This window comes from Nocardia sp. (genome assembly GCF_025465275.1).
In the GTDB taxonomy this organism is placed as follows: domain Bacteria; phylum Actinomycetota; class Actinomycetes; order Mycobacteriales; family Mycobacteriaceae; genus Nocardia.
In genome coordinates this window covers 110,970-126,744 of sequence record NZ_JAODNK010000153.1, presented here as the reverse complement: position 1 = coordinate 126,744, position 15,775 = coordinate 110,970, and the positions used below count along the sequence as shown (strand labels likewise).

Sequence of the window (15,775 nt, the reverse complement as noted above, 5' to 3'; positions counted from 1 at the left end):
CAGCTGTGATTGGAGGTAACGGTGCGTGAACTTCGAGTAATCGGATTGACGCCCGATTCCACACACATCGTGTGCATCGATACCGAAAGTGGTCAGAAGTACCGGCTCGCCGCCGATGACAAACTGCGTGCCGCTGCCCGCGGAGATCTTGCCAGGTTCGGCCAAATCGAGATCGAAACGGAAGCCACGATGCGCCCTCGCGATATCCAGGCCCGTGTTCGTGCCGGTGCCTCGGTGGAACAGGTGACCGAAGAGTCCGGCATGCCGGCCAGCCGGGTCGAGCGCTTCGCGTATCCCGTACTGCTGGAACGCGCCCGGGCCGCCGAGCTCGCGCAGAAGGCGCACCCGGTGCGCAATGACGGTCCCGCCGTCGAAACCCTCATCGAGATCATCTCCGCGGCCTTCGCCGAGCGCGGCCACAATATCGACGTCGCCGAGTGGGATGCCTGGAAGGACGAGAAGGGCTACTGGGTCGCCCAATTGCAGTGGCAGGCGGGTCGTTCCGTCATTGCCGCGCATTGGCGCTACCAGCCCGACGCACACGGCGGTTCCGTAGTGCCGCTGGATGATCCGGCCTCCGACCTGATCGATCCCGACTTCGGCCGGGCCCTGCGCGGGCTCGCCACCATCCTGCCCGCCCAGAACGAGCCGGCCGCCGTCGAGGCGCCCGCGCTGCGTACTCCGGCGCCCGCACCGCGGGAAGAGCGGGCCGAATACGAGACCGCGCCCTCCCGGGTCGCCAGCCAGCAGAGCATGGACGGCTACTTCGAGCAGCGCGCCGCCGTCGGTGACGGCACGGTGCCCGCTGCCACGGTCGCCGCCCCGGCTCCGGTACCGGCCGCCCCCACCGCTCCGGCCACGCCGAATCCGCCTGCGGCACCGGCACAGTCGGCCCCCGCGCCCGCCGCCCCGGTTCCGGTCGCACCCTCGGCACCGGCGCAGACCGCGCCCGCCGCACCGGCTCCCGTTCCGCCCGCACCAGTTCCAGTGGCTCCGGCGCCGGTTCCGGTTCCTGCCACGGAAGCTCCCGCTGCGGAACCGGCCGCCCCGGCTGCTGCGGCGCCGGCCGCCGCCAAACCGGCTGCGCCGAAGCCGAATCGCGCCAAGCGTGGCGGCAAGGCACCCATGCCGTCCTGGGAAGACGTACTCCTAGGCGTGCGCAGCTCCGGGCATTGAGAACGGAACGACTGATCTCGTAAGGTCCGGGTAACTCCCCGGGTACCCCCAAAATAGGTGCCAGTCCTCACCGCGGCTACGCGTCCCCAACAGCTAACGGCTCCCAAGCCGTGCGCTGAAGATTCGGGGAGGCGGAACAGTATTTCCGGCCGTGGTGCGGGTAGATTTTGTAGTGGTGGCGGTGATTGCCGGGGCTGTCCGCGCCGACGCCGACTTACGGCCACCGAATGTTGCTCAGGAGTTGCTGTCCTTGGGTCGCGAGTAATTCGGGAGGTGCCGGAAGTGCCGTCCACAGTCTCGTCTCTCTGGTACGTCGACGCGCCCGACCCGGTCGCGGTGCTCCGCGATCACCCAGGCCCGGATCCCGAGGCCGCCTGGGCGCTGGCCCGGCAGCTCAATCCCGGCCGCGATGTGGTGCCCGCCGCCTCCGGCACCTTGAAGGTCTGGGCCGGACCCGATCCGGAATCCATCTATATCGGCTGCTATCCCGGCGTCACCGTCGTCTGCTCCACCCAGGCCGCGCTGCCGAGACCCACGAAGCTGCCGGAGCTGCTGGTCCGTCCGCTCGCCTCGGAGCACACCTATCTGATCGCCTACGACCTCTCGCTGGGCTGGGGTGCGTTCGCACAGTGGGAACGCGGCGAATTCCGGCGGTCGTTCAGTTCCACGCGGGTCAATATCCTCGAGGACGAGGGGCTGCCGCGGGTGTGGGAGCGGCCGCACTGGGCGGGGGAGTACCCCATCGAATTGGAGCCGGGCGAATTGGCCGATCCGCAAATGCTGCCGTTCGATCCGCCGGACTTCGCGGACGCGGCCAATCAGGAATGGCTCGGATTCCGGTATCGCGGAAAGTTTTCCGAGGACGCGCTGACCTCGGATCAGATCGCGGTGTGCGGATTCTCGCTCTTCCCGAAGGGGCAGGCGCCCGCGCTCGATGAGGCGCCCACGCCGGCGGTGGCCGAGCGCAATGGCAAGCGCGGACTGTTCGGCTGGCTGCGCGGCCACGACCGGGTCTCCTGAGCGACCGGGTCTCTCGGTTACGAGACGAGCAGCGCGATCCAGGCCACCAGCACGCCCGCGCCGAGCCCGCCGATCACCCAGCGGGTCACCGGCTGGAACCGCCAGCGCCACGCGGTCGGTGTCGCGCCGCCCACCGCGATGAGATTCACCGCCGCCGACAGCAGTGGATGCACCTGTGCCAGTGCGGAACCGAAGGCGTAGACGCCCGTGGCGGTCAGCAGTCCGACACAGACGATGACGGTGATTCCGGTCGCCCACGGGGTCGGTTCGGAGTACCCGTATCCATAGGGTCCGTCCGGCGGATAACTCACTGGGCACGCACTCTTTCGTAGAAGGCCATGGCGGCCGCGGTCGCCACATTAAGCGAATCGGTGCCCGGTGTCATCGGGATGCGCGCGCGAGTGTCGCTGGCCCGCATGGTTTCCTCGGTCAAGCCGGGGCCCTCCGCGCCGAGCAGCAGGGCCACCCGTTCGCCGGTCATGGCGGTGGCGAGCGTATCCGCGTTCGGGTCCGGGGTCAGCGCGATGATCTGGAAACCCTTGTCGCGCAGCATATCCAGGCTGCCGGGCAGTGGAGGTAGTTGCGCGAACGGGATTCTCAGCACATGCCCCATGGATACCCGCACCGATCGCCGGTACAGCGGATCCGAGCAGCGATCGCCGAACAGCACCGCGTCCGCGCCCAGCCCGGCCGCATTGCGGAAGATCGACCCGATGTTCTCGTGATCGTTCACGCCCTCCAGGACGGCCACCGTGCGCGCCTCGGCCAGCACCTGCTCGGCGGTGAGTTCGGGCGGGCGGCGCGCCGCGGCCAGCACACCGCGATTGAGATGGAAGCCGACGATCTCCGCCATCACCTCGGCGGTCGCGCGGTAGTAGGGCACGTCCACCCCGGCCAGCTGCTCGGCCAGCAGTTCGTAGCGGCGCGCCACACCGAGCACCGCAAAGGGCGCGAAACGCGAGGTCAGCATGCGTTCCACCACCACGGTGCCCTCGGCGATCACCAAGCCTTTGCCGCCGGGCAGGTCGGGTCGCCGGTCGGCATTACTGAGGTCGCGGAAATCGGCCACCCGCGGATCGGCGGGGTCGTCGATATCGATCACTTCGGCCACCGAGACATTCTCGCGCGACGTCGTTCGGGGTCCGTTCCCGGCAGGGCCTAAAGTGATCACGATCCCGATCCCCTATCGAAGAGGACCACCCATGAGCAAGCCCGAAATCGAATTCCAGGACGGGCCCGCCCCCGCCACGCTGGTGATCAAGGATCTCGTCGTGGGCGAGGGCACGGAAGCCAAGCCCGGCGACACCGTCGACGTGCACTACGTGGGCGTCGAGTTCGACAGCGGCGAAGAGTTCGATTCCTCCTGGAACCGCGGCGAATCCATCACCTTCCCCCTGCGTGGCCTGATTCAGGGCTGGCAGGAAGGCATTCCGGGAATGAAGGTCGGCGGCCGCCGGCAGCTCACCATCCCGCCGGAGCTGGCCTACGGCCCCGCCGGCGCCGGTCACCACCTGTCGGGCAAGACCCTGGTCTTCGTCATCGACCTGCAGGACGTGCTGAACTAATACGTTCAGCGCCCTGAAAGCGCCCGCGCCCGCCTCGCAATCGCGAGGCGGGCGCAGCTGTATGGAATTCGGGTGCGCTGCCCTGTCGGGGCCGACGCGTCTGTCCTGCGGAGCTGAGTTGCGAGGCGCCTTCCCCTGTGGAGCTGAGCTTCGGGGCGGGACCGATCTACGCTGGTGTGGGGGTTTCGGGGGCTTGCCCCAGAATTGCGACCGCCCCGGACTTTCCGGGGGTCTCGGGGGCCTGGCCCCCGAGTTACCCCTGTCGGCTCTAGGAGCCGACGACCGTATTCATGATGGTTCCCGCGCTGGTGGCGGTGGCTCCGCCGATCATGGCGTTGGCGACCATCTTCGGGGATCCGGATCCGCCTCCCCACTTCTCCCAGGCGAATTTGCCGCCACCGTAGGTGATGGCCGCGATTCCGGACATCTGGGTGAACCAGGTGAAGTAGCGGAACATCTTCATCATCTTGTCGGCCATGGGTGGCGTCTCGGATGTGGGATTGCCCATCTGGGCGAGGACTGTGCCGTACATGTCGTGCGCGGACAACAGCATGCTCAAGATCGTTTCCTCTCCGGTACCGGGTGCGCGGGGGTTCGAGCCGTGGCGCGGGTAGAGCGGTAGTGCAAACGGGTCGATTAGAGCAATTCGGGCATGATTCTATCTGGAAGAACCGCCGATTGTTGCTGATTGTTTGCGAACGTTTATTTGCGAACGATATCCACCGGGTCTGCCAGCGCGGTCGCGATCACCGACTGCTGTGGCACCCCACGCAGCGGCAGCGCGGTGAGTGCCTTATCGGCCTGTGTGCCCAAAGTCGTCGTCACAGCCTGCAATTGGCTCACTCCCGAGGTGAGCGCGGAAAGCGCGGCGAGCAGCTGCGTCTTCCCCTCATCGGCCAGCTGCGGAATGCTCGCGGCCAGCTGCCCGCCTTGATTCAATTGCGCACTCGCATCACCCAGGCGCGTCGCGCCATCGCGCAGCAGCTGCCCGATCTGGGTATTCGGCGTGACCGCGGTCCCGACCAGCGTGCCCACCCCTTCGAGCTGCGTCCCCGCCTGGTCGGCCACGGTCTGCAATCCCTGCAATTGCGTGATGATGCTCGCCAGCTGCGGATCGTTCGCGAACGGCAGCCCCTGCAACAGCGGCACGATGGCATTGATGCCCCCGCTGAGCTGACTCGCGGCCTGCGAGACCTGCCCCACCGTCACCCCGGTCGAATCCAGTGCGGTGGCAAACTGATTCGCCTGCGTGGTGGCCGCCGCGACCGTGGTGTTCAGGCTGTTGATGGCCGAGGTGATCTGCCCGGCGCCGACTTTCGCCTGATCCAGGAACGCGAGCATCTGATCGGCCCCGGACCCGAACTGCTGCGCCCCGTCGGCGGCCGCTTTCACGCCCGCATTCAGCAGCATGGTGGTGAACTGAATCTGCGATACCTGCCCGCGCGCGGAATTCATGGACGCGAACACGGTGTCCAGCCCCGACGCGCTGATCTTGCGGGTCACCTCGGTCACTGCGTCGTTCACGGTGTTCGTGTCGGCGTGCTTGGCCGTGGCCACGGAAACCTGTGTGCGCTGTGGTTTATCGGTGGCCAGCGTGGCGATGGAGGTCGACAGGTCCGCGGGCAGCGTGATGACGGCCGCGTAATCCTTGGTGGAGGCGGAATCCACCACATCCCAGTGGCTGGTCCCGGTGTCCTGCAGTGCCCGCGCGATCTTCGCCCCCATCGGGCCGGTGTCGCGATTGATCAGTGCCACCCCCGTCGGCGCCGCGGACAGGCGGACATAGCCGATCACACCCGCGGTGACCGCGGCAGCGACAAGCAGAACGAGCAGGGCCCAGCGACTGCGTTTAGCGAACACTATTAAGACCGTAGAGGTCCGAAATGGCGCTAGCTCTGACGTTTGTCTGAGAGTTCGGTAAAGACTGGATTGTCCGGTATCTCCAGGACCAGTCGCACACCGCCGAGTCGCCCGTCATCGAAATACGCTCGACCGCCATGCAATTGCGCCTGCTGCGCCACCAGCGCCAGGCCCAGCCCCGAGCCGCCCTTGATGGCCCGGCTGCCGCGGAAGAATCGTTCGAAGACGGCGGTCCGCTCGTCCACCGGAATACCGTGACCATTGTCGTCGACCGATATGACTATGTGCCCCTTGGTATCTCGATGCGCGGATACCAGCGCCTCGGTCGCCCCGCCGTGCCGGGCGGAATTGGTGAGCGCATTGTCGATGGCCAGTCGCATCCCGGTCGGCAAGCCGCGGGTGACCAGTTCGGCATCGGTATCGACGCGCACCTTCAGCGTCGGGAAGTGCCGGCTCGCATCGTGCACGGCGGCATCGATGAGTTCGGCGACATCGGTGGCCACATGGTCGCGCACATTGGTGAGATCACCCGCCGCCAAACGTTCCAGCGCGGCGAGGGTGGACTCCACCCGATTCTGCCCGCGATGCAGGTCGGCCAGGATTTCCGCACGCTGCGTCTCGTCCAGATCGAGCGTGCGCAGTACCTCGAGGTCGGTGCGCATGGCAGTCAGCGGGGTGCGCAGTTCGTGCGCGGAGACGGCGGCGAAATCGCGGGCGGTCTCCAGCGCCGCAGCAGTTTCGGCTTGGGCCCGGTCGATGCGCAACAGCATGGTGTTGACCGCATCGGCGAGTTGTTCGGCCTCCCGCACCCCGGAGCCGTCGACCGGTTGCGGCACACCGGGTTTGCCATGCCCGTCCAGCCGCTGTGTCAGATTCTCGATGGGCCGCACCGCACGCCCGCCGAACAGCCAGCCGAGTCCGGCCGCCGCGGCGACCGCCAGCAGTGCGGCCCACAGCACCCAGCGTCGTTGCGCGGTGGTGGCGCGTTCGTTTTCGGTGGTCGGAAGGCCGAGGGAGACAACGCGTCCCGCCGGTTGGTTCTGGGTCGTGGTCATGACCCGATAGGTATTGCCCTCCACCGTGACGGTCTGATTGCCCACCGGCAGCGGGGGCAGCTGGACCCCGGTACTCGCCAGGGATCCGTCGGCATTGCGCACGGTCAGCGCCAGATCGTTGGTGGGCCCGAGTACCCCGAGCACGGTCACCGCGAGCACCGGTTCGATCAGCACCACCCGCGAGGTGACGGCCAGCTGCTGATCGGCCTGCGCCAGATTATTGCGCTCGATGGCGTACATGGTGAACCAACTCAGCACTGCCACAATGATTGTCGCGCCGAGCGCGGCCGCCGCGGCGACGCGTGCCCGCAGCGAATACGAGCGGCGGCGAGTGCGACGACGGAGACGGGGCAGGCGAAGGGCGCTCATTTCGGCGCGCGCAACACGAATCCGACGCCTCGAATGGTGTGCAGCAGGCGCGGCGTGCCGTCGATCTCCAGCTTGCGGCGCAGATACCCGACAAAAACGTCCACCACATTGGTGTCGGCCGCGAAGTCGTAGCCCCACACCAACTCCAGCAGCCGTTCCCGGCTGAGTACCACACCGGCGCTGCGGGCCAGCGTGGACAGCAGTTCGAATTCCCTTTTGGTGAGCTCGATTTCGTCGCCGTGCAGCAGGGCGCGGTAGCCCGCGACATCCACTTCGAGCGGGCCCACGGTGATCGCACCGGGAATGGTGGAGGCGGGCACATCGCTGCGCCGGCGCAGCAGCGCCTTGATCCGCGCCACCAGTTCGGCGAGTACGAAGGGTTTCACCAAATAGTCGTCGGCCCCGGATTCGAGTCCGGAAATGCGATCGTCGACCGAGCTGCGCGCGGACAGCACACAGATCGGCACCTCATTGCCCATGGCGCGTAGTGCGGTTACCACGCCCGCGCCGTCGAGGATGGGCATATTCATATCGAGCACGATCGCATCGGGTGCGGCCTCGGTCACGGCGCGCAGTGCCGCCGCACCGTCCCGGGCGATGACCACCCGGAATCCCGAGAGCCGGAGCCCGCGTTCGACCGAGACGAGTACATCCTCGTCGTCATCGACGACCAGGACAGTCGGTACCTCGCCGCGTTCGCCCACGGGCTCCATACTGTCAGGCTCTACGTCAGTAGTTGTGGCAGGAGTCGGCGACCTGCTGGATCGAGGCGCCGATGCCGGAGGCGCGCGGGTCGTCGGTGTTGGCGGCGTCCGGGTGCTCGCTCATGTAGGTGTCGAATTCGGCCTGACGCTGGGCGATCGGCTGATCGAACTTGGCCTGCAGTTCGGCCTTCGCCGAGGGGTTCTGATCGAGGTACGTGGCCAGCGACGGGGCCTTGTCGTGCAGTGCGGCATCCACCTGCGTGAAGGTGCAGGTCGAATTCAGCAGCGGCCCGGCAAGATCCGCCGGGCTGGCGGAGGCGGTGGCCGGAACGAGCGAGATAGCGAGGGTAGCGAGCGCACCGGCTCCAAGCACTGCGGTGATCCGGCGAGCACGAGCGAACGTCATGAGGCTCCTTTTGTGAAAGCGGAGAAGGATTCGAACAGGTGAGCTAACGTCGTTGGCGGCCGCCGGGCAGTCGGTGAAGATGGTGTTAGTCCTCAACGGGTTTCCCGGGCGGGCAGTCATCGGTGAAGCAGATAACCCGGTCCGCGAAGGATTTAGGACTTCCCTTCATCGGACGGGGTGACGTCCAGCATCGACCTTTCTCGGGTGCGCGCTGTGCGCGAATCACGCACTTCGCGTCCGCCCGAGACTAAGGCACCTCTATAGGAGGTCGATGAACTCTCTATGAGAGTTCTGTGAGGGTTATCACCCGGCCACGGGTGAATCGCCGGTCGAAGTCGCCGGGCTGCCGTCATTTGTCAGCCCGGCATTCGGATCGATGCGGCGGAAGGGCATGGTGGCGGCGGTCGCGGCATCGGCGGCCGCAATGCGCTCCTTGTCCTCCATGAGCGTCACCGCATCCCGGATCTGCTTCTCCAGGGTGGTCAGCATGCCGGCGTCCTCGATGGTCGGCGGCACCTCGTACGCATCGCCCGCCGCGATCTGACGCATGGTGCGGCGCAAGATCTTTCCGGAGCGGGTCTTGGGCAGCGAGGTCACGGCGACCACGTCGTAGAGGGTTGCGATCGCGCCCACCCGCTGGCGAACCCGGTCGATGATCTCGGCGCGCAGGCGTTCGGGCTCGATATCTACCCCGGCCTTGAGGACCACGTACCCGATGGGCCGCTGCCCCTTCAGCTCGTCCGGCACCCCGACTACCGCGGTCTCGGCGACCAGCGGATGCCCGGCGATGGCGGCCTCGATGCCACCGGCCGAGAGCCGGTGCCCGGCCATATTGATCACGTCGTCACTGCGCCCGAGGACGAAGAGGTAACCGTCCTCGTCGAAGTAGCCGGAGTCGCCGCTCAGATAGTGGCCGGGATAGGCGGAGAGATAAGAGCGTTCGAAGCGAGCGTCGTCCCGCCACAGTGTGGTCAGGGTGCCGGGCGGCAGCGGCAGCCCGATGACGATGTTTCCTTCTGTATTGGGCGGCACCGCATTGCCTTCGGAATCCAGCACGCGCAGCCGGTAACCGGGCACCGGCACCGAGGCGGAACCGGCCTTGATCGGAAGTTGCTGCAGCCCGAGCGGATTGGCGCAGATGGGCCAGCCGGTCTCGGTCTGCCACCAGTGATCCACCACCGGGCAGCCGGGGCGATCGGCGAGCAGGGTGTCGACGGACCATTCGTAGGTGGTGGGATCCAGGCGTTCGCCCGCGCAGAACAGGGCGCGCAGCGAGGAGAGGTCGTGGCGGCGCGCGGTCGCGGCCTCGGGATCGGCGCGGCGAATGGCACGCAGCGCGGTCGGCGCGGTGAACATCACCTCGACCTTGTACTCGTCCACGAGCCGCCAGAAGGCGCCCGCGTCCGGGGTGCCGATCGGCTTGCCCTCATAAAGCACCGTGGTCGCGCCGACCAGCAGCGGCGCGTAGACGATGTAGGAGTGGCCGACGACCCAGCCGATATCGGAGGTCGTCAACATGACCTGACCGCCGTCGATGTCATAGATATTGCGCATGGACCAGGCCAGGGCGACGGCGTGCCCGCCGTTGTCGCGCACGACGCCCTTCGGCTTCCCGGTGGTCCCGGAGGTGTAGAGGATGTACAGCGGATCGGTCGCCGCCAGCGAGACGGGGGCGGCGGGTTCGGCGTCGCGGGTGGCGTCGTCCCAGTCCAGCCAGCGGGCGGCCACGGTCTCGGAGGAGGCGGGCAGGCTCTCGGTGGCGGCCTGATCGGCCGGAAAACGCATGGTGTCGAAGCCGTCACGGTGCTTGACGATGACATTGCGGGCTGCGGTGGTCTGTGCGAGGTCGAGGGCCTGCAGCACGATCGGCGGGTACTCGATGCGACGCCCCGGCTCGAGGCCGCCGGAGGCTGTGATGATCAGCACAGGCTCGGCGTCATCGATGCGAGCGGCCAATTCGTGGGCCGCGAAACCGCCGAAAACCACCGAGTGCACCGCGCCGATTCGGGCGCAGCCGAGCATGGCGATGACCGCTTCCGGAATCATCGGCATATATATGACGACTCGATCACCGGTCTTGACGCCGAGACGCAGCATGGATCCGGCAAATCGGGCGACTTCGTCCAGCAGCTCCGCATATGTGTAAACACGCCTGGCGCCGGTCATAGCCGAGTCGTATATTAGGGCGGGCTGATCGGCGCGACCCCCCTCCTGACCCGGGGAACCCTCCTCGGATGGTGTGATCTCGCGCACATGCCGATCCAGTGCGTTGTAGGAGGTGTTGAGGCGAGCGTCCGGGAACCAGCGGGCCGTCGGGCGCGCAGTCGAGTCGACAATCTGCGTGGGCGGCACATCCCAGCTGATGGCTTCGGCCGCGGCGCGCCAGAACTCCGAGGGATCGACCAGGCTCAATTGATACGCCGGTCGGTACTCCTGCTTCACGTTCAACCCCGTGACTCCCTAGCTCCGCAGCACGCATGTGAAGGGCATGGATGCCCGCCTCGATAGATCAGCCTGATTGTGGCAGACTTCACGCGACGTCCGGGCGGACGCCGCGACCTTTGATTTTGCCTGCAAACGGCAGGTCAGCGGCCGGTGGTTGCCAGAAGGTCACACAAGAAGTTATTGATCCGTTAGAATCGCATGTCACATATTTCGGCCGTCATGGACGCAATTTCTCGGCCAGCCGCAGTTCTCGGTCAGCTCTGCTTGTCGAGCCCAGCGTGCGATCGCGGAGGCTCGCTGTTAGCGCAGTGCTGCTTGGGCCAGTTTGGAAAGTGAGTGGGAGATGCGTGACGCCGCTAGGTCCGGCAGCAATAAGCGCTGGGCGCTGAGCAACTGGGACCTGCGATGGAAGGTGACGGCGGTTCTCGCCGTCCCACTTTTGGTCGCCGTCGTGCTGGGTGCGTCCAGGATCTCGACGGAATTCGCAGACTCGAGCCGCCTCGCCACAGCCGTTGATCACGTCGGGGTCATCCCTGCAATCACCGGCCTCAGCGCCAATGCGGCGCAGGTCGCGGGTGGTCAGATGATCTACATCAGTCCGACCCAGTCCCTGACCTCTGATCCGGAACTCCAGCAGTTGGACACCGCAATCGACTTCGCCCAGAAGGCGACGTCGCGGTTGAGCGATATTCCGAGCGCGCGGTCCGCTCTCGACGAGATGATCACCGGTGCGAAGGCCATTCGCGCTCAGGGCCTCGCCCCCGCCAAAGCGGTGACCGACTCCACCAACGCAATCGAGAAGATCCGTGGCGACAGCGTCCGGACCGTCGAGACCATCGTGGCCTCGGTCGCCGATAAGACTGTCGACCAGTCCAAGCTGCGGTTGGTCGACTCGCTGAACACTCGCGCCATCATGGTCGCTGAGAGCGCCGGCGTCGCCGAGGCTCTACGCGGCAATACCAAAGACGGCCTGCGTGATTTCACGATCAGCGGCAATACCGAGCGCCAGATGCTCGGGATTCTCGCGCACCGCTTCGCCGACGGGGACCCGCAGATCGCTGATCTGAACCGGCTCCTGGACACCCGCTTGCAGTTGACGACCGGTGCGCAGGCCAGTTCCGGTCAGCTGCCGGTCGCCGACCTCAAAGACTCGGTCGAGTCGAGCCTGAACATCTATCAAACGATCGTGAACAACTCCACCAAGGAGATTGTCTCCCGGGTGGATTCGCTGGCGAGCACCTCGCGCACCGATGCCATCCGCTACTCGGTGATCGTTATCGCCACCATCCTCGGCGCGCTCGCGCTGGCCGTGTTGATTGCGCGCGCGATGATCGTGCCGCTGCGCCGTCTGCGCCTGGCCGCGCTCCGCGTCGCCGAATACGACCTGGGCCAAGAGGCCACGCAGCTGCGTGACGGCGCCGACCCGGAAGATGTGCCGCTGGAACCGATGCCGGTGCACACCGACGAGGAGATCGGCCAGCTGGCCCGTGCCATCGACGATATTCACGGGCAGGCGCTGCGCCTGGCCGCCGACCAGGCCACCATGCGTGTCCAGGTCAACGACATGTTCGAGACCCTGGCACGGCGCTCCAAGTCGCTTGTCGATCACCAGCTCTCGCTCATCGAGGCGATGGAGTACGACGAGAAGGACCCGCGTCTGCTCGAAAATCTCTTCCGCCTGGACCATCTCGCCGCGCGTATGCGCCGCAACGGTGACAACCTGCTGATTCTGGCCGGTACCACCAAGCAGCGCCGCGGCAAGTCGGTCCCGGTCGAGATCGCGGACGTGCTGCGCGCCGCCATCTCCGAGGTGGAGGACTACGAACGCGTCAAGCTGGGCGCCACACCACGCGGTTCCCTGACCGAACCGGCCGCCTCCGATATGGCGCACCTGTTCGCCGAGCTACTGGACAACGCACTGCGTGCCTCGCCGCCGGAGACGGACGTGAAGTTCACCTTCGCGCAGGCACACGATCAGGGTCTGCTCATCGAGGTCGCCGACCGCGGCATCGGTATGCCGCCGGCCGAAATGGCCGAGATCAACCGTCGTCTGGAAACCACCGCCGAGGTCGGCCCGGACACCGCGCGTCACATGGGCCTGTTCGTGGTCGGCCGGCTGGCCGAGCGCCACGGCCTGGTCGTGCGACTGCGCCCGACCTTCGATACCGCTCGCGATCCCGGCGTGACCGTGACCGTGCACGTGCCCAAGCCGCTGATCGTCGGCACCAGTGGGCCCATTGCGGTTCCGCCGCAGCCCAACCAGCAGCAACCGGCTCCGGCCGCGCCGCAGGGCGCCGGCAACCAGGCCGGTGCGCCGTCCTCCATGCAGATGCGTGCGGTCACCCGCACCGCGACCGGCAATGTCATGGTCACCGTGGATCCCGGTGTGAGCGGCCCGATTCCGGCCGGTGCTCCGGCCGCGCCCGCTCCGGCGGCGGCCAGTGCCTCCACCGGTCTCCCGACCCGTCAGCCCGGTGTTGCCATTCCGGGCGGGCTGCCCGGCGGCGGCGGTCTGCCGCAGCGTCAGCCGGGCGTCAACGGCCCGACCGTCAAGCACACCGTGGCTGCCCCGGCCGTGAACAGACCGGGTGGCCTACCCCGGCGGGATCCCGGTGCCAATGGTCCCGCCGCGCCGTCGTCGCAGCCGGGCGCCAACCTCCCGCAGCGTCAGCCGGGCGATGGCCCGGCCCGGCCGGGTGGCGGCCTCGCCGCCAATATGCTTCGCCGCCAAGGTGGTCCGGGCGGACCGGGTGCTCCCGGTGGCTTGGGTGCTCCGGGTGGACAGCCGCAGCGTCCGGGTGGTCTGGGTGCCCCCGGTGGTCCGGGCGAGTCCGGCCTCCAGCAGCGCGGCCCCGTGCCGCCGCAGCGCGATCCGTCCGGTGGTCTGGCCCCGCGTGATCTGTCCGGTGGTCTCCCGCAGCGGGACGCGTCGGGTGGTCTGCCGCAGCGTGATGCTTCCGGTGGCTTGCCGCCGCGTGATCCGTCCAACGGTCTCCCGCAGCGCGGTGATGCTTCCGGTGGTCTGCCGACCCGTCAGCCGGGTGCCAATGGCGCACCCGGTCGCGAGCCGAGCGTCGGCCTGCCGCCGCAGCGTTCCACCCAGGGTGGTCTGCCGACCCGCGATCCGGGCAAGAACGGCGCCCCGCAGCGCGACGGCTCGAATGGTCAGGCACTGGGCGGTGGAGCGCCGCAGCGGGAAACCGGTCTGCCCCAGCGTGATTCCGCCCCGATCAACCGCCCGCCGCGTGATCCGGCAGCCGGTGGCCTCCCGCCGCGTGATCTGTCCGGTGGTCTCCCGCAGCGGGACGCGTCGGGTGGTCTGCCCCAACGTGATGCTTCCGGTGGCTTGCCGCAGCGTGATGCTTCCGGTGGTCTGCCGCAACGTGATGCTTCGGGTGGTCTGCCGCAGCGCGACGCGTCCGGTGGCTTGCCGCCGCGTGATCTGTCCGGTGGTCAAGCGCTGGGAGGTGGAGCGGCGCAGCGGGACGCCTCGGGCGGCCTGCCCCAGCGTGATCCGGCGTCCGGCGGTCTCCCGCAGCGTGATGCCTCGGGTGGTCTGCCCCAGCGTGACGCGTCCGGCGGTCAAGCGCTGGGAGGTGGAGCGGCCCAGCGTGAACCGGCCGCAGGTGGTTTGCCGCAGCGCGCCGACGCACTGGGTGGTTTGCCGCCGCGTGATCCGTCGAACGGTCTTCCGCAGCGTGGTGATGCTTCCGGTGGTTTGCCGCAGCGTGATGCCTCGGGTGGTTTGCCCCAGCGTGATGCGACCGGTGGTCTCCCGCAGCGTGATGCCACGGGTGCGACCGGTCTGTCGCAGCGTGATACCGGCCGGCACGGCTTGCCGCCGCGCGATGCGGGTCTGCCGCAGCGCGATCCGGCGGTCGGTGGTCTGCCCCAGCGTGATGTGGGCCAGACGAACCTGCCGGGCCGCGACGCCGGTGGCAATCGCTTGCCACAGCGCGATCCTGCCGCCAATGGCTTGCCGCAGCGTGACGCCGGTGCAACCGGTATCCCGCAGCGTGATCAGACTGCCGGTGGCGGCCTCCCTCGCCGTGCGCCGGGTGGCAATGGTGCGCCGCAGCAGGATGCCCCGTTCGGTGGCCTCCCGCAGCGTGCTCCCACCGGTGGTCTCCCGCAGCGTGATCCGGCGAGCGGTGGTCTCCCGCAGCGTGACCCCGCGAGCGGTGGCTTGCCGCAGCGCGACAGTGGTCTCCCGCAGCGTGGTGCGACCGGTCTGCCGCAGCGTGATCCGGGTGCGGGTCTCCCGCAACGTCCGGCTTCGCTGCCCGGAATCGGTCTCCCGCAGAACGATTCCGTCGACCCGAAGGATCGCGGGCGGCACAGCTTCCGCTCGAATCCGCAGAAGGCGGCCTCGTTCTTCCAGACCCGGTTGCAGCCGGCCGGTGAAGCCGAAGCGTCCATGGGTACACCGATCTTCGCGGAGATGATGTCGGCGTGGCTGACAGATCCCAGTGCGGACCGGTCCCAGGTGGCAAACTCCTTCGAGTCACCGGGTGATGAGGGTTGGCAGGCCGCGCAGCGCGCCGTCGAGGCCGAGCCGCAGCGGCGTACCCCTTCGGGTCTGCCGCAACGTGACCCGGGTAATCGTCTCGTGCCGGGCGGTGTGAACGGAAACGCTGACAAGCAGGCCCATCGCGACCCAGAATCCATCAGGTCGAGTCTGAGTCGGCATCAGCAGGGTGTCCGGGATGGCCGCGCAATGAAAGAAATGAACCTAACCGGAGATAAAGGAGACCGATGAACCCCGATCTAGGTGGTACGAAGCGTCAGCTGGATTGGCTGGTTTCGAATTTCGCCAATGAGGTTCCCGGCGTTGCGCATGCGGTTCTAGTTTCGGCGGACGGTCTGCTGATGGCCGCGAGCGCGCAGCTGCCCGTGGATCGCGCCGAGCAGCTGTCCGCCGTCACCGCAGGCCTCGCGAGCCTGTCGGTGGGTGTGTCCAATCTGTTCGAGGGCGGCACCGTGCTGCAGTCGGTCGTCGAGATGGAGCACGGATACCTGCTCCTGATGGCCGTCGGCGATGGCTCCTACCTCGCGGTGCTCACGAATACCTCGTGCGACATCGGACAGGTGGGATACGAAATGGCCTTGTTGGTCGAGCGAGTGGGCCAGACAGTCCAGGCCACACCTCGCGTCACGATGGGTTCCTGATGGCGG

General features: G+C 67.4%; 13 protein-coding genes. 5 read left to right on the top strand and 8 right to left on the bottom strand.

The window, feature by feature from the left end; all coding sequences use genetic code 11:
• The first annotated feature begins 21 nt into the window (after positions 1-21).
• Together sepH and JWN03_RS32885 are read left to right on the top strand one after the other, a co-directional pair.
• Positions 22-1,176 carry a septation protein SepH gene (gene sepH / locus JWN03_RS32890; RefSeq protein WP_297623135.1) on the top strand — a complete coding sequence of 385 codons (1,155 nt, stop codon included), beginning with the start codon at positions 22-24 and terminating at the stop codon, positions 1,174-1,176.
• A gap of 282 nt (positions 1,177-1,458) precedes the next feature.
• Positions 1,459-2,196, top strand: a complete 738-nt coding sequence (locus JWN03_RS32885) for a DUF6928 family protein (RefSeq protein ID WP_297623133.1) — start codon at positions 1,459-1,461, stop codon at positions 2,194-2,196.
• A 17-nt stretch (positions 2,197-2,213) separates the two neighbouring features.
• Here the strand turns inward: JWN03_RS32885 and JWN03_RS32880 are convergent, their stop codons facing one another.
• Both JWN03_RS32880 and JWN03_RS32875 read right to left on the bottom strand, forming a co-directional pair.
• Positions 2,214-2,507 (bottom strand): DUF2537 domain-containing protein, encoded by a 294-nt coding sequence (locus JWN03_RS32880; RefSeq protein ID WP_297623131.1) that lies wholly within the window; start codon positions 2,505-2,507, stop codon positions 2,214-2,216.
• Positions 2,504-3,307: a TrmH family RNA methyltransferase gene (locus JWN03_RS32875; protein WP_297623129.1), complete on the bottom strand. Its 804-nt coding sequence runs from the start codon at positions 3,305-3,307 to the stop codon at positions 2,504-2,506. Before JWN03_RS32875 ends, JWN03_RS32880 begins: the two co-directional genes overlap by 4 nt.
• Before the next feature lie 91 nt (positions 3,308-3,398).
• Between JWN03_RS32875 and JWN03_RS32870 the strand changes: the two genes are divergently transcribed.
• Entirely contained in the window at positions 3,399-3,761 is a 363-nt protein-coding gene (locus tag JWN03_RS32870) for an FKBP-type peptidyl-prolyl cis-trans isomerase (protein WP_297623128.1), read from the top strand.
• 268 nt (positions 3,762-4,029) lie between these two features.
• Here JWN03_RS32870 and JWN03_RS32865 read toward each other — a convergent pair whose 3' ends face one another.
• From JWN03_RS32865 to JWN03_RS32840, 6 genes are all read right to left on the bottom strand, one after another.
• Entirely contained in the window at positions 4,030-4,314 is a 285-nt protein-coding gene (locus tag JWN03_RS32865) for a hypothetical protein (protein WP_297623395.1), read from the bottom strand.
• Between the two features lie 149 nt (positions 4,315-4,463).
• Complete coding sequence (locus JWN03_RS32860) at positions 4,464-5,621, bottom strand: hypothetical protein (RefSeq protein ID WP_297623126.1); 1,158 nt, start codon at positions 5,619-5,621, stop codon at positions 4,464-4,466.
• A 29-nt stretch (positions 5,622-5,650) separates the two neighbouring features.
• The gene (locus JWN03_RS32855; protein WP_297623124.1) at positions 5,651-7,045 is read right to left on the bottom strand and encodes a sensor histidine kinase; all 1,395 of its coding nucleotides are present in this window, start codon (positions 7,043-7,045) and stop codon (positions 5,651-5,653) included.
• Positions 7,042-7,758, bottom strand: a complete 717-nt coding sequence (locus JWN03_RS32850) for a response regulator transcription factor (RefSeq protein WP_297623122.1) — start codon at positions 7,756-7,758, stop codon at positions 7,042-7,044. Before JWN03_RS32850 ends, JWN03_RS32855 begins: the two co-directional genes overlap by 4 nt.
• A gap of 16 nt (positions 7,759-7,774) precedes the next feature.
• Positions 7,775-8,155: a hemophore-related protein gene (locus JWN03_RS32845; RefSeq protein WP_297623120.1), complete on the bottom strand. Its 381-nt coding sequence runs from the start codon at positions 8,153-8,155 to the stop codon at positions 7,775-7,777.
• A 303-nt stretch (positions 8,156-8,458) separates the two neighbouring features.
• Positions 8,459-10,603 (bottom strand): AMP-binding protein, encoded by a 2,145-nt coding sequence (locus JWN03_RS32840; protein ID WP_297623119.1) that lies wholly within the window; start codon positions 10,601-10,603, stop codon positions 8,459-8,461.
• A 340-nt stretch (positions 10,604-10,943) separates the two neighbouring features.
• On the opposite strand from JWN03_RS32840, the gene JWN03_RS32835 reads away from it, so the two are divergent.
• Both JWN03_RS32835 and JWN03_RS32830 read left to right on the top strand, forming a co-directional pair.
• Positions 10,944-15,359, top strand: coding sequence for a sensor histidine kinase (locus JWN03_RS32835; RefSeq protein ID WP_297623118.1), 4,416 nt, complete (start codon positions 10,944-10,946; stop codon positions 15,357-15,359).
• Positions 15,356-15,769, top strand: coding sequence for a roadblock/LC7 domain-containing protein (locus tag JWN03_RS32830; protein ID WP_029930951.1), 414 nt, complete (start codon positions 15,356-15,358; stop codon positions 15,767-15,769). Before JWN03_RS32835 ends, JWN03_RS32830 begins: the two co-directional genes overlap by 4 nt.
• The last annotated feature ends 6 nt before the right edge of the window (positions 15,770-15,775 follow it).